Annotated in this window: 14 protein-coding genes and 5 tRNA genes; 9 read left to right on the top strand and 10 right to left on the bottom strand. The window is 71.7% G+C overall.

Going from position 1 to position 18,740, the window contains the following annotated elements:
* The first annotated feature begins 147 nt into the window (after positions 1-147).
* On the top strand, positions 148-1,017 hold the full coding sequence (locus ACIP5K_RS11110) for a hypothetical protein (RefSeq protein WP_401407829.1): 870 nt from the start codon (positions 148-150) through the stop codon (positions 1,015-1,017).
* A 489-nt stretch (positions 1,018-1,506) separates the two neighbouring features.
* Positions 1,507-1,713, top strand: coding sequence for a developmental transcriptional regulator BldC (gene bldC, locus ACIP5K_RS11105; protein ID WP_003949541.1), 207 nt, complete (start codon positions 1,507-1,509; stop codon positions 1,711-1,713).
* A 493-nt stretch (positions 1,714-2,206) separates the two neighbouring features.
* Here the strand turns inward: bldC and ACIP5K_RS11100 are convergent, their stop codons facing one another.
* From ACIP5K_RS11100 to hrpA, 3 genes are all read right to left on the bottom strand, one after another.
* A complete protein-coding gene (locus ACIP5K_RS11100) occupies positions 2,207-2,440 on the bottom strand; it encodes a DUF6274 family protein (protein WP_401407827.1) in 234 nt (77 codons plus the stop codon).
* A 122-nt stretch (positions 2,441-2,562) separates the two neighbouring features.
* Positions 2,563-2,637: transfer RNA gene (locus ACIP5K_RS11095), tRNA-Asp, on the bottom strand.
* A gap of 95 nt (positions 2,638-2,732) precedes the next feature.
* A complete protein-coding gene (gene hrpA / locus ACIP5K_RS11090; protein WP_401407825.1) occupies positions 2,733-6,752 on the bottom strand; it encodes an ATP-dependent RNA helicase HrpA in 4,020 nt (1,339 codons plus the stop codon).
* A 115-nt stretch (positions 6,753-6,867) separates the two neighbouring features.
* On the opposite strand from hrpA, the gene ACIP5K_RS11085 reads away from it, so the two are divergent.
* Positions 6,868-8,016, top strand: coding sequence for an ABC transporter permease (locus ACIP5K_RS11085; RefSeq protein ID WP_401407823.1), 1,149 nt, complete (start codon positions 6,868-6,870; stop codon positions 8,014-8,016).
* A 99-nt stretch (positions 8,017-8,115) separates the two neighbouring features.
* Here ACIP5K_RS11085 and ACIP5K_RS11080 read toward each other — a convergent pair.
* The 4 genes from ACIP5K_RS11080 to ACIP5K_RS11065 form a co-directional block, all read right to left on the bottom strand.
* Positions 8,116-8,189 (bottom strand) — tRNA-Phe (locus ACIP5K_RS11080).
* A 27-nt stretch (positions 8,190-8,216) separates the two neighbouring features.
* Positions 8,217-8,291: transfer RNA gene (locus ACIP5K_RS11075), tRNA-Asp, on the bottom strand.
* A gap of 37 nt (positions 8,292-8,328) precedes the next feature.
* Positions 8,329-8,401: transfer RNA gene (locus tag ACIP5K_RS11070), tRNA-Glu, on the bottom strand.
* Between the two features lie 80 nt (positions 8,402-8,481).
* Positions 8,482-10,041 carry a metallophosphoesterase gene (locus ACIP5K_RS11065; protein ID WP_401407821.1) on the bottom strand — a complete coding sequence of 520 codons (1,560 nt, stop codon included), beginning with the start codon at positions 10,039-10,041 and terminating at the stop codon, positions 8,482-8,484.
* Positions 10,042-10,099: 58 nt separating this feature from the next.
* On the opposite strand from ACIP5K_RS11065, the gene ACIP5K_RS11060 reads away from it, so the two are divergent.
* The 6 genes from ACIP5K_RS11060 to ACIP5K_RS11035 all read left to right on the top strand — a co-directional run bounded on the left by ACIP5K_RS11060 (position 10,100) and on the right by ACIP5K_RS11035 (position 16,585).
* Positions 10,100-10,450, top strand: coding sequence for a metallopeptidase family protein (locus ACIP5K_RS11060; RefSeq protein WP_401407819.1), 351 nt, complete (start codon positions 10,100-10,102; stop codon positions 10,448-10,450).
* A 691-nt stretch (positions 10,451-11,141) separates the two neighbouring features.
* Positions 11,142-11,609 carry a hypothetical protein gene (locus ACIP5K_RS11055; RefSeq protein WP_401407817.1) on the top strand — a complete coding sequence of 156 codons (468 nt, stop codon included), beginning with the start codon at positions 11,142-11,144 and terminating at the stop codon, positions 11,607-11,609.
* Positions 11,610-11,825: 216 nt separating this feature from the next.
* Positions 11,826-14,132 (top strand): DEAD/DEAH box helicase, encoded by a 2,307-nt coding sequence (locus ACIP5K_RS11050; protein WP_401407815.1) that lies wholly within the window; start codon positions 11,826-11,828, stop codon positions 14,130-14,132.
* A gap of 266 nt (positions 14,133-14,398) precedes the next feature.
* Positions 14,399-15,901 (top strand): amino acid permease, encoded by a 1,503-nt coding sequence (locus ACIP5K_RS11045; RefSeq protein ID WP_401407813.1) that lies wholly within the window; start codon positions 14,399-14,401, stop codon positions 15,899-15,901.
* Positions 15,902-15,984: 83 nt separating this feature from the next.
* A tRNA-Lys gene (locus ACIP5K_RS11040) sits at positions 15,985-16,057 on the top strand.
* Positions 16,058-16,348: 291 nt separating this feature from the next.
* The gene (locus ACIP5K_RS11035; protein WP_401407811.1) at positions 16,349-16,585 is read left to right on the top strand and encodes a helix-turn-helix domain-containing protein; all 237 of its coding nucleotides are present in this window, start codon (positions 16,349-16,351) and stop codon (positions 16,583-16,585) included.
* Between the two features lie 193 nt (positions 16,586-16,778).
* Here the strand turns inward: ACIP5K_RS11035 and ACIP5K_RS11030 are convergent, their stop codons facing one another.
* The 3 genes from ACIP5K_RS11030 to ACIP5K_RS11020 all read right to left on the bottom strand — a co-directional run bounded on the left by ACIP5K_RS11030 (position 16,779) and on the right by ACIP5K_RS11020 (position 18,623).
* Entirely contained in the window at positions 16,779-16,949 is a 171-nt protein-coding gene (locus ACIP5K_RS11030) for a hypothetical protein (RefSeq protein ID WP_401407809.1), read from the bottom strand.
* Entirely contained in the window at positions 16,946-17,296 is a 351-nt protein-coding gene (locus ACIP5K_RS11025) for a hypothetical protein (protein ID WP_401407807.1), read from the bottom strand. Before ACIP5K_RS11025 ends, ACIP5K_RS11030 begins: the two co-directional genes overlap by 4 nt.
* A 79-nt stretch (positions 17,297-17,375) precedes the next feature.
* A complete protein-coding gene (locus tag ACIP5K_RS11020) occupies positions 17,376-18,623 on the bottom strand; it encodes a helix-turn-helix domain-containing protein (RefSeq protein ID WP_401408964.1) in 1,248 nt (415 codons plus the stop codon).
* Positions 18,624-18,740: the final 117 nt, after the last annotated feature.

Raw genomic sequence — 18,740 nt, 5'->3', positions numbered from 1 at the left:
CGGGCCCGCCACGGGCGCAGTGCCGAGGATCACTCTCTCGCGTCCCGGGCCCGCCGGCGTGCCAGGGCGGCCCGCCGCGCCCGGCCGCCGCGCCGGGTGGGACGATGCGGAGTGTTTTCCGGTCCGCGGGCGGGGGAGGGAGCAGCCGTGCCCAAGGTGTCGTCGGTGACCGTCCCGTACGCGGCGTATCTGCGCGTCTATGAACCGCTCGCGGCGTTCCCGCAGCCCGAGCGCGGCCACTGGGAGCGCTATGCGCGCCGCCCGCGCCGGCCTTCCTACCAGGACGAACTGCGCCGCTCCCTGGCCGACTTGGTGCCCACGCCGCCCGTGGCGGTGCCGGTGCACGAGAGCGACGACGCGTTCGTGATCGAGGTCGCGGGCGTGCTGTGCGTGTGCCCGTGGCGGACCCGGCTGCGCGGCTGGCAGGCGCTGGGCGAGCTGCCGGAGCGGCTGCCCGCCCCGGTCCTGGACGCGGTGCTGCCGCCGGTGGTGCGCCGGCAGGCGGCGGCCGACTACGAGCGCTGGCTGGAGCGCAACCCCGACGCCCGCCCCTGGATCCGGACGTCGCTCTGGCAGGTGCCGCTCGACTGGTTCGTGCTCGTCGCCGACGAGGAGCGGGAGTACGAGCCGAAGGGCGGTGGGGCCGGGGAGGGCGGCGGGTGCGGCCCGGAGGACCCGTACCTGCGGTACCGGACCCCGATGGTGCAGGCCCGCCGGCGGGTGGCGCGCGGCCTGCGGGCGCTGCGGGAGGCGATGGACGAGGGGCCGCTCATCGACGGCCTGATGGACGTGGGGCGCTGGCTGGAGGAGTTCCACCCGCGCTCGTACGTCGAACTGGACTACGGCGGGCTGGTGCACGCCCTGCCGGCCGAGCTGCTGGACGGGGACCACTCGGCGGCGGACGTGGCCGAGGGGATCGCGGCCCTGCGCTCCGGTGACGGGGAGGGGGCGGGCGAGGCGTACACCCGGCTCGTGGAGCGCTGGCGCGCGGTGCGGGACCGGCAGTACGCCAACTGACGGGCGCCAACTGACGCCGTGCGCGGCGCTCTTAGGACCTACGTCCTGATCCGGGCTAATGACTCAAGCGTGACGGAATGCACTTACGGGGCCCTTGCGTCCATCGCCCCTCCTCGTGCCAAAATAGGACAAGGAGTCCGGGGAGGGCTCCATCCGTCCATCTAAGTCCAACCATGGACGGATTGCTCAGCATTGCACTGTCTGTGGGGGGTCTGACGACTCCTGATCGCTCTGTGACTGATCGTCACTGTGGCGTGACTGTCCGCTATGGCATGGTCCATCGGCTTCCGTCGCTGATGAACACCTGGGAGGGCAATTCCATCGGTTTGGCCGACGCGGCTGGACGGATGGTGTAGTTGTAGTGCCGAGGACAAGCCGTTCGTCCTATAACCGACTCGACCCGTGTCCGCCATATCCGGCAACGCGGGTCAAGGTGCAGAATTTAAAGGAAAGAACCGAGAAGGTTCGGTTCTCCCGAGGAGGCCGCTCATGACCGCTCGCACCCCTGATGCCGAGCCGCTGCTGACCCCGGCTGAGGTCGCCACGATGTTCCGCGTCGACCCGAAGACGGTCACGCGCTGGGCGAAGGCTGGCAAGCTCACGTCGATCCGCACGCTCGGCGGACACCGCCGTTACCGCGAGGCCGAGGTCCGCGCACTGCTGGCGGGCATCCCCCAGCAGCGCAGCGAGGCCTGAGGCACCGCAGAACGCTGCATTACCGGGCGTTTCGGGCCCCCCAACCCGAGCCGCGCCCACCCCATAGCTCCACTTGGCGCGGGCCTGCCCCAACAGGCCCCCTTCTTCTGAAGAGCCCGCTGAGGCGTCATCTCCACAGCATCACGGGCGCGTCGTCGATCGCGCTGGACTCCGCCGGGTCCAGCGCGATCTTTTTTGTGCGCGGGCGCCGGCCTGCGGCGGGGATCCGTGGGTGGTCCTGTCGGACCTTGATCGGTCTCCGGCGGACCCTTGCGGAGGTAGTGCAATTGCACATATTAAATTGAGCAGTTGTAGGCGGGGTGTAAGAAACGGTGTTTCCAAAACTAGTTCGGTGACACCCGTCACATACCCGGCAGCTTGTTGCGGATGACACAAGTGCGCTAGAGGAGCCTCCCGCTCCTCCTGCCCGCTCGTGGTCCACCCGACTCTCTTCAGGCTCCCACCAGTTGGCGGGCTCGTGGGGCGGCTTTGGTCATGCCTTCGGGGGACTTTCGTCCCCACCTCCCTCCGGGGCGCTCTCGCAGCCCTCCAGGGCCTCTGTGGCGGCGTCCACGGACGGATCCGCCGTCGCGTCCGTCGCCGGGTCCATGGCGAGCCGCAGCAGGCGGTGGCAGACCGGGCAGTGGCGGGTGAGGTGGCGGTGGCCGGACGCGGCGGACAGGTGGGCGCGCAGCAGCGCCCGCGTCTCGTGCCGGGCTGCCGCCATGCGCCGCCTCCGTGCTCCGGGCCGGGTCGTGGTTCCGGCGTACCGGGCGGCCGATGCGCCGTCAAGAGTGCCCGGCGGCAACGCGAGAAGCCCCGCACCATCGGTGCGGGGCTTCTCCACTGCGGTCCTGACGGGATTTGAACCCGCGGCCTCCACCTTGACAGGGTGGCGAGCACTCCAAACTGCTCCACAGGACCAGGCTTTGCGGCGCTTCGTTTCCTTCCTGCGCTGCGAGAAGGACTCTACAGCAGTGCAGGCCCACCGGTCGAACTCACCCGGTGTGCCCGCTCCGTCACGGCACTTGGGCGTCGATCGCCTTCACGATCCGCTTGTCCGAGACCGGGTACGCGGTGCCCAGCGCGTGCGCGAAATAGCTGACCCGCAGCTCCTCGATCATCCACCGGATGTCCAGGACCTCCTGGGGCACCGGCCGGCCCTGCGGCATCTGCTCCAGCAGCCACGCGTACTCGTCCTGCATCTCGTGGACCTTCTCCATGCGGGAGGTGTCCCGCTGGGCGCCGGTCGGCATCTGCTGGAGGCGGCGGTCGGCGGCGACCAGATAGCGCATCAGGTCGCCCAGGCGGCGCAGCCCGGTGGCCGTGACGAAGCCCGGCTTCACCAGGGAGTCCAGCTGGGTCCGCACGTCCTGGAGGTTGGCCAGCAGGGTCGGGCTGCGCATCGACCTCAGCCGCCGCTCACAGGCCTGCCAGGCGGCGAGCACCTGCCGGACCTGGTCCACGGCGTGCACGGTCGTGTCGACGATCTCCGCGCGCACCTTCTCGTAGAGGGCGCGGTACGACGCCTCGTCCCAGGCCGGGCCGCCGAAGTCGCCGATGAGCTTGTCCGCCGCGGCCGTCGCGCAGTCCTCGAAGAGGGCCTGCACCGAGCCGTGCGGGTTCGCCGACAGGGCCAGCTTCGCCGCGTTGTTCAGCTTGTCCGAGGCGAACTTCGCCGGGTTCACCGGGATGCTGAGCAGGATGAGCCGGCGGGTGCCCGTCCACATGGCGCGGGCCTGCTCGGCCTCGCTGTCGAAGAGCCGGACCGAGACGGTGCCCGCCCCGGGGCCGTCGTCGACCAGCGCCGGGTACGCCTTGACCGGCTGGCCCGCCCGCCGGGTCTCGAAGACCTTCGACAGGGTGCCGATCGTCCAGTCCGTCAGGCCCTTCTGCTCGACCGAGGGGCCGCCCGCCCGCTCGGCGGTGGCCGCCGCGGCCTGGGAGATGGCCTGCCGCGCCTTCGGGCGCAGCCGGAGCTTGAGCGCCTCCAGGTCCTTGTCCTCGGCCAGCTTGCGGCGCCGCTCGTCGACGATCCGGAAGGTGATCTTCAGGTGGTCCGGTACGCGGGTGAGGTCGAAGTCGCCGGCCTGGACCGGCACGCCGACCATCCGCTGCAACTCGCGCGCCAGGGTGACCGGCAGCGCCTCCTGGAGGGGCACCGCGCGGTCCAGGAACGCCTTCGCGTAGTTCGGCGCGGGCACGTAGTTGCGGCGGATCGGCTTGGGCAGGGAGCGGATCAGCTCCACGACCACGTCCTCGCGCAGGCCCGGGATCTGCCAGTCGAAGCCCTCGTCCGTGACCTGGTTGAGCACCTGGAGCGGGATGTGGACCGTGACGCCGTCGGCGTCCGCGCCCGGCTCGAACTGGTACGTCACCCGGAACGTGAGCGCGCCCTGCCGCCAGCTGTCGGGGTAGTCGGCCTTGGTGACCGCCTCCGCGGACTCCCGGATCAGCATGGAGCGCTCGAAGTCGAGGAGTTCGGGCTCCTCCTTCTGCTTGTGCTTCCACCAGGAGTCGAAGTGGGCGCCCGAGACGACGTGCTCGGGGACCCGCTGGTCGTAGAAGTCGTAGAGGGTGTCGTCGTCCACCACGATGTCGCGGCGCCGCGCCCGGTGCTCCAGCTCCTCGACCTCGGTGAGGAGCCTGCGGTTGTCGGCGTAGAACTTGTGGTGCGTACGCCAGTCGCCCTCCACCAGCGCGTGGCGCAGGAACAGTTCGCGCGAGACCTCGGGGTCGATCCGGCCGTAGTTGATCTTCCGCTGGGCGACGAGCGGGACGCCGTACAGCGTCACCTTCTCGTACGCCATCACGGCGGCCTGGTCCTTCTCCCAGTGCGGCTCGCTGTACGTGCGCTTGAGCAGGTGCTCCGCGAGCGGCTCGACCCACTCGGGCTCGATGCGCGCGTTGACCCGCGCCCAGAGCCGGGACGTCTCCACCAGCTCCGCCGACATCACGAACCGCGGCGGCTTCTTGAAGAGGGCCGAGCCGGGGAAGATCGCGAACTTGGCGTTGCGGGCGCCGATGTACTCGTTGCGGCCGCCGCCGCGCTCGCGCTGCTTGGGGTCCTTCGCCTGCGACTCCTTGGTCTCCTTCACGTCCTTCATCCCGATGTGGGAGAGCAGGCCGGCGAGGAGGGAGACGTGGATGGAGTCGCCGGGGGCGTCCTCCTCGTTCAGCTGGATGCCCATCTGCCGGGCCACGGTCCGCAGCTGGCTGTAGATGTCCTGCCACTCCCGGATGCGCAGGAAGTTCAGGAACTCGCGTTTGCACATGCGGCGGAACGCCGAGGAGCCCAGCTCCCGCTGCTGCTCGCGCACGTGGTTCCACAGGTTCAGGAGCGCCAGGAAGTCACTGGTCTCGTCCTTGAAGCGGGCGTGCAGCTGGTCGGCCTGCGCCTGCTTGTCGGAGGGCCGCTCGCGCGGGTCCTGGATGGACAGCGCGGCGGCGATCACCATGACCTCGCGGACGCAGCCGTTCTTGTCGGCCTCCAGGACCATCCGGGCCAGCCGCGGGTCGACGGGCAGCTGGGAGAGCTTGCGGCCCTGCTGCGTGAGGCGCTTGCGGACGTCCTTCTCACCCGGGTCCAGCGCGCCCAGCTCCTGGAGGAGCTGCACGCCGTCGCGGATGTTGCGGTGGTCCGGCGGGTCGATGAAGGGGAACTTCTCGATGTCGCCGAGGCCGGCCGCGGTCATCTGGAGGATGACGGAGGCGAGGTTGGTGCGCAGGATCTCGGCGTCCGTGAACTCCGGCCGCGCGAGGAAGTCGTCCTCGGAGTACAGCCGGACGCAGATGCCGTCGGAGGTACGGCCGCAGCGGCCCTTGCGCTGGTTGGCGCTGGCCTGGCTGACCGGCTCGATCGGCAGCCGCTGCACCTTCGTGCGGTGGCTGTAGCGCGAGATGCGGGCGGTGCCCGGGTCGATGACGTACTTGATGCCCGGGACGGTCAGCGAGGTCTCCGCGACGTTCGTCGCCAGGACGATGCGGCGTCCGGTGTGCTGCTGGAAGACGCGGTGCTGCTCGGCGTGCGAGAGGCGCGCGTACAGCGGCAGCACTTCGGTGAACCGGTACTTCTTCTTCTCCAGCGCGTCCGCCGTGTCGCGGATCTCGCGCTCGCCGGAGAGGAACACGAGGATGTCGCCGTCGGCGCCCTCGGCCATCAGCTCCTCGCACGCGTCCGCGATCGCGGTGATCTGGTCGCGGTCGGAGTCGTCGCCGTCCTCCTCCAGCAGCGGGCGGTAGCGCACCTCCACCGGGTACGTCCGGCCGCTGACCTCCACGATCGGGGCGTCGCCGAAGTGCCGGGAGAACCGCTCGGGGTCGATCGTCGCCGAGGTGATGACGACCTTCAGGTCCGGGCGCCTGGGCAGCAGCTGCGCCAGGTACCCCAGCAGGAAGTCGATGTTCAGGGACCGCTCGTGCGCCTCGTCGATGATGATCGTGTCGTAGGCGCGCAGCTCGCGGTCGGTCTGGATCTCGGCGAGCAGGATGCCGTCCGTCATCAGCTTGACGAACGTGCCGTCCTGGTCGACCTGGTCGGTGAACCGGACCTTCCAGCCGACCGCCTCGCCCAGCGGCGTGCGCAGCTCGTCGGCGACGCGCTCGGCGACCGTGCGGGCCGCGATCCGGCGCGGCTGGGTGTGGCCGATCATGCCGCGCACGCCCCGGCCGAGGTCCAGGCAGATCTTGGGGATCTGCGTGGTCTTGCCGGAGCCGGTCTCACCGGCCACGATCACGACCTGGTGGTCGCGGATCGCGTCGGCGATCTCGTCCTTCTTCTGGCTGACCGGGAGCTGCTGCGGATACGTGACGTCGAGGGCCGCGCGGCGCTCACGGCGCACGGCGGTGCGGCGCGCGGCCTTCTCGGCCTCCGCGTCCAGCTCCGCCACGACGGCGGCGCGCGCCTCGGGCTTGCGGATCTTGCGGGCACCCTCGAGCCTGCGCCCGAGCCGGTGCGCGTCGCGGAGGGACAGCTCGGACAGCCGCCGCGCGAGGGCGGCGAACTGATCGGCGGCGGCGGGAGCAGGCTGCGTAGACATACGCCGTCCAGGATCTCACCTCGGAGAAATCCGTGGCGAACGGTTTTGGCGCCGACCGCGACGCGGATACCCCTCTCGGGATGTATGCGGCTTATGACTGAATTAGCGTGCAGGTATGTCGCCCTTGCCCGACGAGGAACAACCGCGCCCCCATCCGCCGCTCGGCGACCCCGACGAGCCAGGCGACCCTGGTGCGCCCGCCGCGCCCCCCGCGCACGGTGCGCACGGCCGGCCGCCGACCCGGGCGGACCGGTGGGCGGGCTTCAAGAAGTCGCCGTTCCTGCCCGCGGTCGTCCTGACCTTCATCCTGGCCGCGGCGGCGGCCCTGTTCGCGGCGTCGTACACGTACTCCATGGCGAACCCGACCCCGCACCACATCCCGACCGGCGTGACCGGCGAGCGGGACGCGGCGCGGCGCAGCGCGTTCGTCGGGGCGATGGAGAAGGCGCTGGACGCCCAGCTGGACCTGAAGCACTACGCCGACCGGGAGGCGGCCCGCGACGCCATCGACGAGCAGCGGATCTACGCGGTGCTGGACGTGCGGGGCGACGGCTCCCGGGTCGACCTGGAGGTCTCCGGCGCGTCCGGGGTCTCGGTCGCCCAGGTCTTCACGGAGGCGGCGCCGCAGGTCAGCAAGGAGACCGGCATCCCGGTGACGGTGAAGGACCTGAACCCGTTGCAGAGCGGCGACCCGCGGGGCCTGGCGATCTTCTACATCTCGCTGGCGGCCGTGATCATCGGCTTCGTCGGGGCGATCCAGCTGAGTGTGCACGCGCGCGGCCTGAACCCGGCGGAGCGGATCGTCGCCACGATCGCGTACGCGCTGCTCGGCGGGTTCGCGGTGGCGGCGGTCGTCGACTGGGGGCTCGGCGCGCTCGATCTGCCGTTCGTGGAGTCGTGGCTGATCCTCGCGCTGACGATGTTCACGTGCGGGATGGTCTTCACGATGTTCAACACGTTCTTCCACCGCTGGGCGATGATCCCGACCTGGGGCCTGCTGGTCCTGGTCGGCAACCCGGCGTCGGGCGGCGCGGTGGCGCCCCCGCTGCTGCCGACGGTCCTCGGCCGGATCGGCCAGTGGCTGCCGCCGGGGGCCTCGGTGAACGCGCAGCACACGGCGGTGTACTTCCAGGGTCACCAGCACGCGTTCCCGTTCCTGGTGCTGGCCGGGTGGGCGGTGCTGTCGTCGGGCCTGTTCTGGTTCTGGCGGCACCGCCACCCGGGCGGCCGGGGCACCCAGCCGCTGCACGCCGCGGCCGTGTGACCCCGCGGGCGCGGAAACCGGAAACCGGAAAGCGGAAACCGGGTGAGGGGTGGGGGCGCACGCCGAAGGCCCCGTCCGCGGACGGGGCCTTCGAGGAGGTGGCTGGGGCCGGGATCGAACCGGCGACCTATCGCTTTTCAGGCGATCGCTCGTACCAACTGAGCTACCCAGCCACGCAGTTCACCGAAATGAACTGCAAGCGGTCCTGACGGGATTTGAACCCGCGGCCTCCACCTTGACAGGGTGGCGAGCACTCCAAACTGCTCCACAGGACCAAGCTGTGCGTGCAACAGTGTTGCACACGGTTTTACGTGCCCCCAACGGGATTCGAACCCGTGCTACCGCCTTGAAAGGGCGGCGTCCTAGGCCGCTAGACGATGAGGGCTATCGGCCCGCCTGCGCGCTTCGCAGCGCGTCGGGGACGTGAGAAGCATATGGGATGCGGGGAGCTATCGCCAAAACGGTTTACGGGGACCCGCTGGGCGCGCTCGGCGAGGGGGTGGCGCCGGGCTGGTTCTCCTTGGGGAGATGGCGGCTGACCTCGGCCTTCGTCAGGCCGAGACCGCCCAGCCGGATCTCGTCCCAGGCCTGGAGGCGCTTGCTGGAGCGGTCCAGGTAGAGCACCGACGCCTCCACCGGGTCGGGGTGGCCGTTCCTGTTGTCGACGGCGCGCAGTCCGCTGCCGCCGGTCGAGCCCTCGACCCGCAGCCGGGTGCCGAGCGGCAGCACGTCCATCTGCTCGTGGTGGACGTGCCCGGCCAGGACCAGCGGGACGGTGCCGTCGACCTCCTTCGCGGCGGCCGGCTCGTGCGCGAGGGCGATGTCGACCGGGGTGCCCGCCGCCGCCTGGTCGCGCAGCGCGGAGGCGAGCCGCAGACCCGCCATCCGCTCGGCCGGGTCGCCCGGCGCCACGGCGGAGCGGTCCGGGGTGTACTGCGGGTCGCCGGTGCCGGCGAAGCGCAGCCCGGCGACCGTGACGGCCCGCCCGTCGTCGAGGACGTGCACGTTCCTGAACCGCTTCTTGTCGGAGAGGTACGCCTGGGTGTCCGTCTTCGAGTCGTGGTTGCCGCGGATCCAGACGTAGGGCGCGCCGAGGTCCCCGACCGGGTCGAGGAAGGCGTTCTCGGCGGCCGAGCCGTGGTCCATCGTGTCGCCGGTGTCGACGATCACCGAGATCCGGTACTGCCGCACGAGCGAGCCGATGATCTTCCAGGACGCCGGGTTGAGATGGATGTCCGAGACGTGCAGCACCCGGATGGTCGAGGGGTCCGGCTGGTACGTGGGCAGCGTGGACGTCACGTCGTAGAGCTGCGTGACGTTGGTGACGAGCCGGGCCAACTCCTTCTGGTAGACGTCGAATTCGGTGACGATCGAGCGGGCGTTGCCGACGACCGAGGGCGCCGAGGAGAGCAGTCCGGAGAACTTCGGCTCCAGGACCGACTTGGGGTTCCAGGTCGCGTACGCGGTCGCGCCGGACGCCGCGAGGAGGGCGAGGGCCAGTCCGCCGGCGGCCAGGGCGCGGCGCGGGCGGCGGTAGACCGCGAGGCCGAGCGCCGTCGCGCCGGCGACCACGGCCACGCAGGAGCGGATCGCCAGGTCGGCGGTGCCGTGCTCGACGTCGCGGGCCACCTCGTCCTGGAGCCCCGAGAGGCGCTCGGGGTGGTCGACCAGTTCCTGGGCGCGGGCCGGGTCGAGCTGGTCCACGTCCACGTCGAGGCGGATGGGGGCGGTGTGGGAGTCCAGCTCCAGGGCGCCCAGCGGCGACACGTTGATCTTGGTGCCGCCGGTGAGGGAGGGGCGCAGGGTCATCTTGGTGTCCATGGGGCCCACGGGGGCCCGCACGCTCCCGACGATCAGCAGGCCGAGCCAGGCGCCCAGCAGCACCACGGCGACGAGGCCGAGGGTGCGCACGTACGGGTGGGGCTGGTGGACCAGTTCCAGGGTGAGGCGCGAGGGGTGGGGGCGGTGGAGCGCCCGGATCCGGCGGAGGGCTCGTCGGGTCGCTGCTGCGGGCGGGCGGGCCATTGCCCCCGTATGCCCAAGTGGGCGGGTCGATATGCGGGTTGTACCGGACAATGGGCGGGTGCTGGAGATGACGCGTGAGGAGTTCGAGGAACTGGTCGCGGAGGCGCTCGACCGGATTCCGCCCGAGTTGACGCGGCTGATGGACAACGTCGCGGTGTTCGTGGAGGACGAGCCGCCCTCCGACGATCCCGAGCTGCTCGGGCTCTACGAGGGGACTCCGCTGACGGACCGCGGCGAGTGGTACGCGGGCGTGCTGCCCGACCGGATCACGGTCTACCGGGGGCCGACGCTGCGCATGTGCGCGTCCCGGGAGGACGTGGTCGCGGAGACGGAGATCACCGTGGTGCACGAGATCGCCCACCACTTCGGCATCGACGACGCACGACTGCACGCCCTGGGGTACGGCTGACGGTCGCGCTTCTCCGGTCGCGCTTCTCCGGTCGCGCTTCTTCGGTCGCGCTTCTTCGGGCGGGCTCCTCGGCCGGGCCGCTCGGGCGGGCTCTTCGGCCGGGCCGCTCGGCCGGGCCGCTCGGCCGGGCCGCTCGGCCGGGCCGCTCGGCCGGGCCGCTCGGCCGGGCCGCTCGGGTGGGCTCCTCGGCCGGGCTCTTCGGCCGGGCTCTTCGGGTGGGCTCTTCGGGCGGGCTCCTCGGCCGGGCCGCTCGGCCGGGCTCCTCGGCCGGGCCGCTCGGGCGGGCTCTTCGGGTGGGCTCCTCGGCCGGGCTCCTCGGGCGGGCTCCTCGGCCGGGTCACTCGGCCGGGCCCCTCAGCCGGGCTCCTCGGTCGGCCTTCGTGCGGGTCCCGGGGCGGGGCTTCGTGCCGGGCGGTGGGTCGAGGTGGGTGGCCGACGGGTGTGCCGGGGTGTGTGCCGGGTCGTGTGACGGGTCTGTGCGCTGCTCGTGACGGGTGTGTCCCGTCCGTGTGCCGCTGCGTGTCCTCCCGAGGGGCGTGCCAGTTGGGGACGGTGACCTCGTCTCCTGCCGGATTCCCGGAGGTGCCCGCCCGTGCGCCAGCTGTCCGTTTCGCGCGATTCCCGTGCTGCCCGCGGCTCTCGTGATGCCCGCGACTCCCGTGTCCTCCTCCGGTCGGTCGGCCGGTTCGCCGTGACCACGGTGGCCTTCGCCGCGGCCGCCGGGTGCATGAGCGTCGCGGACGACGGCCGCCCCGCCGCGCCGTCGCCGTCCGCCTCGCCGCGCAGCGCGGGCACCGCGCCGGACGGCGCGACCGTCGTCTCCGACCGCGGGGAGGGCGTGGGCACCCAGGCCGGCGACTCCGTGCCGTCGCCGGGCGAGACGTCCGGCGCCGCCGCGGCGACCCCCTCGAAGAGCGCGGCCGGGCACACCGCCGCCTCGCCGAGCCGGCGGACCACCACCTCGGCGCGCGCCTCGATGTCGGCGCGACCCTCGTCGCCGCGCGACACGCCGTCCTCGCCGGAGCCGACCCCGCAGCCGCCGACCTCGGAGCCGCCGACCCCGTCGCCCACGACCGCCGAGCCGTCGTCGTCGGCCCACGAGCAGTCCGGTCCGGCGGCGGACGGGGTGCCCGCACCGCAGGCCGGGGACCCCGTGTGACCCGGCTCTCAGGGAGGCGGTTTGCCTTGGGGGGTGGGGGGTGCGTATGGTGGTAGATCGTTTGATCCCATTTGCCCGGCGCCGTCAAGAGAGCGCCGCGTGGCGCGTACTCTCCCTTGCCGTGGCTGGACCGCATTGAGGCGGTCGACTTGCGAAAGCGCAATTACACGGAGTTGACGGGCGCGTGCCGAGACTCCGGAAGGTTTCGCATTTCGCATGTCCATTTCCACTGAAAACACCGTGTCCGAGCAGATCGAGTCCGAGCAGCCCGCCGTGGTTGCCGAGACCGTCGAGGCCGCGGACACCACTGAGGCCGTCGACACGACCGACGCCGCCGAGCACGCCGAGAGCGCCGACAGCGCCGACGTCACGGACGTCACCGCCGATGCCGAGGACGACGCCGACGCCGAGGACGACGAGCCCGGCATCACCTTCGCCGACCTCGGTCTGCCCGAGGGCGTCGTGCGCAAGCTCGCGCAGAACGGTGTGACCACCCCCTTCCCGATCCAGGCCGCGACCATCCCGGACGCCCTGGCCGGCAAGGACATCCTCGGCCGTGGCCGCACCGGCTCCGGCAAGACCCTCTCGTTCGGTCTGCCGACGCTGGCGCGGCTGGCCGGCGGCCGCAGCGAGAAGCACAAGCCGCGCGCCGTCATCCTCACCCCGACCCGTGAGCTGGCGATGCAGGTCGCGGACGCGCTCCAGCCCTACGGCGACCAGGTCGGCCTGAAGATGAAGGTCGTCTGCGGCGGTACGTCGATGGGCAACCAGATCTACGCCCTGGAGCGCGGCGTCGACATTCTCGTCGCCACCCCCGGCCGGCTGCGCGACCTCATCAACCGCGGCGCCTGCAACCTCGGCAACATCGAGGTCGCCGTCCTCGACGAGGCCGACCAGATGTCCGACCTGGGCTTCCTGCCCGAGGTCACCGAGCTGCTCGACCAGGTCCCGGCCGGCGGCCAGCGGATGCTGTTCTCCGCCACGATGGAGAACGAGATCAAGACCCTGGTCTCGCGCTACCTGAACAACCCGGTCAGCCACGAGGTCGACAGCGCCCAGGGCAACGTGACGACCATGTCGCACCACATCCTGATCGTGAAGCCGAAGGACAAGGCGCCGGTCACCGCGGCCATCGCCGCCCGCAAGGGCCGCACGATCATCTTCGTGCGCACCCAGCTGGGCGCCGACCGCATCGCCGAGCAGCTCCGCGAGTCCGGTGTGAAGGCCGACGCGCTGCACGGCGGCATGACGCAGGGCGCGCGCACCCGCACCCTCGCCGACTTCAAGGACGGTTACGTCAACGCGCTGGTCGCGACCGACGTCGCCGCCCGCGGCATCCACGTCGACGGCATCGACCTGGTCCTGAACGTGGACCCGGCCGGCGACCACAAGGACTACCTGCACCGCGCGGGCCGCACGGCGCGTGCGGGCCGCACGGGCACCGTCGTCTCCCTGTCGCTGCCGCACCAGCGCCGCCAGATCTTCCGTCTCATGGAGGACGCGGGCGTCGACGCCGGCCGGCACATCATCCAGGGCGGCGCCGCGTTCGAGCCGGAGGTCGCCGAGATCACCGGCGCCCGTTCGATGACCGAGGTCCAGGCCGAGTCCGCGGGCAACGCCGCGCAGCAGGCCGAGCGCGAGGTCTCCTCCCTGACCAAGCAGCTGGAGCGCGCCACCCGGCGCGCCGCCGAGCTGCGCGAGGAGGCCGACCGCCTCACCGCCCGCGCCGCCCGTGACCGTGGCGAGGACGAGGAGGGCGTGGCCGCCGCCGTCGCCGCCGCGACCGAGGCCGCCGCCGAGGCCGTCGCCGCCGCCGAGGTGCCGCGCCAGGAGGAGCGCTCCTCCTACGAGCCGCGCCAGCGTCGTGACGAGCGGGGCAACTTCGAGCGCCGTGACCGCCGTGACGGCGACCGCGGCGGCTTCCGCCGGGACAACGACCGCGGCGGCGACCGTGGCGGGCGTCCCTTCGAGCGTCGTGACGACCGCGGCGGCGACCGCGGCGGCCGCCCCTTCGAGCGCCGGGACAACGACCGTGGCGGCCGTTCTTTCGAGCGTCGTGACGACCGGGGTGGCGACCGTGGCGGCTTCCGCCGCGACGACCGCCGGGACAACGACCGCGGTGGCGACCGTGGCGGCCGTTCTTTCGAGCGCCGTGACGACCGGGGTGGCGACCGTGGCGGCTTCCGCCGCGACGACCGCCGGGACAACGACCGCGGTGGCGACCGTGGCGGCCGTTCCTTCGAGCGCCGCGACGACCGCGGTGGCTTCGACCGGGGTGGCGACCGTGGCGGCCGTCCCTTCGAGCGCCGGGACAACGACCGTGGCGGCTTCCGCCGCGACGACCGTCCCGCCGGTGGTCACCGGGGCAGCGACCGTCCGTTCAACCGCGACCGCCGTGACGACCGCCCGTCGAGCGGCCACCGCCCCTACGGCCGTCGGGACGACCGCGCCGGCTCCGGCTCGGGCACCGGCGCGTCGTTCGGCCGCCGGGACGACAAGCCGCGCTGGAAGCGCAACGGCTGACGGCGTCCGGAGCCGATCCCCGATCGACCCTGATCGGCCCTGATCGACTCTGATCCATGAAAGCGGGCCCACCCCTCCAGGGGGTGGGCCCGCTTTCGTCGTGCTCGCGCCCGCCGGACACCCCTCGCGCGGCCTGCTCGGGGACGGTTTCGTGGCGTACGCCGCCGGGGACGACCACCGGGTGCCGTAGAAGGGTGTTTTCCGGCCCGGCAGCCGGACCTTGATCAGAGGCATGTCGCGCCCCCCGTGAGGGCATTGCTGGGGGCATGACAACAGAAGCAGGCGACGCCGCCGACCGGAAACCGCCCCCGGCGGCGGGCGGTTCGGACGAGGAACGTCTCGCCCAGCTCGGGTACACCCAGGTCCTGGCCCGCCGGATGTCCGCGTTCTCGAACTACGCGGTCTCCTTCACGATCATCTCGGTGCTCTCCGGCTGCCTGACGATGTATCTGTTCGGCATGAACACCGGCGGCCCGGTGCTGATCACCTGGGGCTGGGTCGGGGTCGGCCTGATGACGCTCTTCGTCGGACTGGCGATGGCCGAGATCTGCTCCGCCTATCCCACCTCGGCGGGCCTGTACTTCTGGGCGCACCGGCTGGCGCCGGAGAAGAGCGCGGCGGCGTGGGCCTGGTTCACCGGCTGGTTCAACGTCCTCGGGCAGGTCGCCGTCACCGCGGGCATCGACTTCGGCGCGGCGTCCTTCCTGGGCGCGTACCTCAACCTCCAGTTCGGCTTCCGGGTGACGCCCGGCCGCACGATCCTGCTGTTCGCGGCGATCCTGGTCCTGCACGGCCTGCTCAACACCTTCGGCGTGCGCATCGTCGCCTTCCTGAACGCGGTCAGCGTGTGGTGGCACGTGCTGGGTGTCGCGGTGATCGTGGGCGCCCTCGCTTTCACCCCCGACCACCACCGATCGGCGTCGTTCGTCTTCGGCGAGTTCGTGAACAACACGGGCTGGGGCAGCGGCGCGTACGTCGTCCTCATCGGCCTGCTGATGGCGCAATACACCTTCACGGGCTACGACGCGTCCGCCCACATGACCGAGGAGACGCACGACGCGTCGACGGCCGGCCCGAAGGGCATCGTCCGCTCGATCTGGACGTCCTGGATCGCGGGATTCGTGCTGCTCCTCGGCTTCACCTTCGCCATCCAGTCGTACAGCGGCGCACTCGGTTCGGCGACGGGCGCGCCCCCGGCGCAGATCCTGCTCGACGCGCTCGGCGCGACGGCGGGCAAGCTCCTGCTGCTCGTGGTGATCGGCGCCCAGCTCTTCTGCGGCATGGCGTCGGTGACGGCCAACTCCCGCATGATCTACGCCTTCTCGCGCGACGGCGCCCTCCCGTTCTCCCGCGTCTGGCACACCGTCAGCCCGCGCACCCGGACCCCGGTCGCCGCGGTCTGGCTGGCGGCGGCGGGCGCGCTGGTCCTCGGCCTGCCGTACCTGATCAACGTCACGGCGTACACGGCGGTGACCTCGATCGCGGTCATCGGCCTCTACATCGCCTACGTCATCCCGACGCTGCTGCGCCTGCGCAAGGGCGACGCCTTCGAACGCGGCCCGTGGCACCTGGGCCGCTGGTCCGGGGCGGTGGGTGTGGTGGCGGTGACCTGGGTGGCCGTGATCACCGTCCTGTTCATGCTGCCCCAGGTCTCCCCGGTGACCTGGGAGACCTTCAACTACGCCCCCGTCGCGGTGCTCGTCGTCCTCGGTTTCGCGGGCGTCTGGTGGCTGGTCTCGGCCCGCCGCTGGTTCCTCGCCCGCTCCTGACCCGCCCCGGAACACCGATACCCGATCGGCGTTCCGGGCCCGGCGGGCTATGCTCGGGGGTGCGTCGGCCCGGTCCGGCGCGTGGACCCTTAGCTCAATTGGCAGAGCAGTGGACTTTTAATCCATTGGTTGTGGGTTCGAGTCCCACAGGGTCTACGAGGAAAGCCCAGCTCAGGCAGGTGCCTGGCTGGGCTTTCGGCGTGTTTCGGGGGTTCAAAGATCGTTAGCTGGCCCGCTGCTGGCCCGAACCGCTAACGATCATGCTGCACATGGGGCCGCCCCCGACAGGAGGGACATCCCCTGTCGGGGGCGGTTGGCGGACCGGAGGCTCGGCGCCGCCGCCCCTCGCCCGCCGCTCGGCCTCTCCAGACTGGCGGCGGGGAGTTCACTCTGCAATGTAGGCGTACCCCTACAGACATTCGATCATGGAGCCGTGACGGTGGGCGAGTGCCGTCCGCCTACCCGCCCCATGACTGGGTCCTCACCCGACGTCGCCGCGTGGGCCAGCGGATCCGCGCGGTACGCCAGGACCAGCAGCGCACGCAAGAGGCGGTGGCGCTCGTGGCCGGCATCGATCGGCCGTCCCTCGTGCGAATCGAGGCGGGGCAGCAGTCCCCGAGTCTCGACACCCTCATCCGTCTCGCAGCTGCACTCGATGTAGAGCTGAGCGCCCTGGTGCTGTGACCGGGCGGCGGCCGTCCGCCGTCGGGCCGCCGCCCGCCCGCCCGCGCCCGGAGCCTGGGGGAGCGCGGGAGGTCGGTGGGGCGGCCACGCCCGTACCGACGGTGGCCGCCCCCGTCCGGTCCGGAGGATCCGCAGGGCCGGACCGGACTGCCCGCCGCCGGGCCGGGGGGACACGGCAGCGGGAGCTGGGCAGTCAGTCGGCCTGTTTCTCGCCCGGGCGCCGGGGCCAGGACACCCGCTCGTAGGCGTGCCAGTGATCGCCCTCGACGTGCGGGGGCAGAGTGCAGCGCAGGACGTCGTCCGGCCGGCGGATGAAGCAGTGCATCGGGATCGGGGTGAACTCCCCGGGCTGGACCTCGCTCATGAGCGATCCGTCCGGGCCCGCGCGATGATGCGGCGGCCCTCGCGCAGCGCCGATTGCAGACTCTCCCAGACCGTGCACAGCCTGGGCTCGTCGGCGCACTGCTCGCACGACCCGGTGTGCTCGACGAGCTGGCCGTGCAGCTGCGGTACGGCGCACGCGGGGCAGCTGCGGGGGTACCAGCGGTGGTCGTCCTCTCCGATCCGCGGGCCGAGGTCCACGCTCGCATCAGGGCGGAGCCCCTGGCCACACCACACGCAGAGGTGTCCGCGCAGCTGCCCCTCGGCCATCTCCCCCACGTGCGGGACCGTGATGGTCGGGTGCCTCGGTCCGGTCGTCGCGTTCACCATCCGTCGCCTCCTCCCTTGATCGTGCAACGACCGTAAGAGCGGGGCGGACAGAGCAGGGGGCCGTTTTGGCCCCCCTCGTTCAGGCGGCCAAGATGCCTAGCTTCACCGCCAGTTCGGCGGCGCGCTGCCGGCGGGCCGGAGACTTCGCCTCGGTTTCCTCAAGAATGATCATTTTCGCGTATCCGTTGTAGCGGATCGTCTCGGGCGCAGCCTCGTGCGCCTTCTCCAGGGTGGCGAGCGCGACGTCCGGCTGTCCGTCCAACTGGTAGCCGCGGGCCTCCTCGATGCGGTGCCGGGCCCGGCGCGGCCGGGACTGGATGGTGAAGGCGTCGGCGGCGGCGGCCTGGCGCACGGACTCGCCGCCGGCGTGCAGCTCGACGGCGACGGTCACGGCGTGGGCGCCCATGATGGCGCGGGAGAACGACGTGACCGGGTGGTAGTAGTCGGCGGGCAGCCGCTTCGCGATCTCGTTGGCCTTGTCCCAGTACCTCCAGGCCACGCCGGTCTCCTTGCGGCGGGCAGCGGTGTAGCCGGCTTCGAAGGTGAGGGCACCGATGATCGCGGTCACCTCGTGCGATGCGTCGGGCAGGAGCGGCTCCAGGTGGCGGAGTGTCCCCAGGTTGACGGCGTCGGCGGCGTCGAAGTGCGCGGGCCCGCTGTCTCGGTGGGCCTGTGCCGCCAGCCATGCGGCCACGCCCAGGGCGTGCGGGTCTTCGGACTCCTGCGCTGCGATCAGGCCGCGCTCGGCGACGCGCCACAACAGGGCTGCGTCGGGCTGGTACGCGATGAAGAACTGCGACAGCGAGTACACCTCGGCGAGCGCGGCGTGCGCGGCGCGCCGGTCGGCGGCAGTGTCGGCCTGCCGCACGGACAGCTGGGCATCGCGGATCAACTCGGGTAGCAACGTGCCGATGATCTCGCGGTGGTTCGGTGCCTGGTGACGGGCCGACCAGGCGCGCGCCAGGCGGGCCGCGAGGTGCTCGCCGGGGGGCGCCTCGCCCGTCACGGTGAAGGGGAGCGCATCGACGGCAGCCTTCACGGCAGGCAACCGAGCGTGCCCCGGGCCGGTGAACAGAGGAAGGTGCCCTGGATGTCCAGTCAGCTCGGACAGATCGCGCACGCGTAGGGCCTCGGCAATCTGGAGGGCGTCCTCCAAGCGGGGCGCCTGCTGCCTGCCTGTCTCGACCTTCTTCACCCAGTCGCCGGTGCGGCCGACGAGGCCGCCGAGCTGGTCGCGCGTCAGCCCGCGGCGTGTGCGGAGGATCTGCATTCTCTGGCCGAATGCCAGGGGGTCGGCATACGGGTCCGGGGTAGCATCAGATGGCACGGTCTCGCCCCTCTCTGAACAGCTCGTCACTGTCAGGGTATGGGGCGGGGCCATCTCCATGTGAGGGCTCTGGGCAGGGTTCACCGCGCCCGGGCACGACGAATGGGCCCCGCCCTC

Source organism: Streptomyces sp. NPDC088785 (genome assembly GCF_044750685.1).
In the GTDB taxonomy this organism is placed as follows: domain Bacteria; phylum Actinomycetota; class Actinomycetes; order Streptomycetales; family Streptomycetaceae; genus Streptomyces.
Note: the sequence above shows the minus strand (reverse complement) of the source record. Positions and strands in the feature narration are given on the sequence as shown.

Bases quoted from the DNA above. Each gene is read 5' to 3' on its own strand.
- ACIP5K_RS11030 (WP_401407809.1), bottom strand. From the start codon at position 16,949: ATGAGCGAGGTCCAGCCCGGGGAGTTCACCCCGATCCCGATGCACTGC.
- bldC (WP_003949541.1), top strand. From the start codon at position 1,507: ATGACCGCTCGCACCCCTGATGCCGAGCCGCTGCTGACCCCGGCTGAG.
- ACIP5K_RS11085 (WP_401407823.1), top strand. From the start codon at position 6,868: ATGTCGCCCTTGCCCGACGAGGAACAACCGCGCCCCCATCCGCCGCTC.
- ACIP5K_RS11045 (WP_401407813.1), top strand. From the start codon at position 14,399: ATGACAACAGAAGCAGGCGACGCCGCCGACCGGAAACCGCCCCCGGCG.
- ACIP5K_RS11025 (WP_401407807.1), bottom strand. From the start codon at position 17,296: ATGGTGAACGCGACGACCGGACCGAGGCACCCGACCATCACGGTCCCG.
- ACIP5K_RS11050 (WP_401407815.1), top strand. From the start codon at position 11,826: ATGTCCATTTCCACTGAAAACACCGTGTCCGAGCAGATCGAGTCCGAG.
- ACIP5K_RS11065 (WP_401407821.1), bottom strand. From the start codon at position 10,041: ATGGCCCGCCCGCCCGCAGCAGCGACCCGACGAGCCCTCCGCCGGATC.
- hrpA (WP_401407825.1), bottom strand. From the start codon at position 6,752: ATGTCTACGCAGCCTGCTCCCGCCGCCGCCGATCAGTTCGCCGCCCTC.
- ACIP5K_RS11100 (WP_401407827.1), bottom strand. From the start codon at position 2,440: ATGGCGGCAGCCCGGCACGAGACGCGGGCGCTGCTGCGCGCCCACCTG.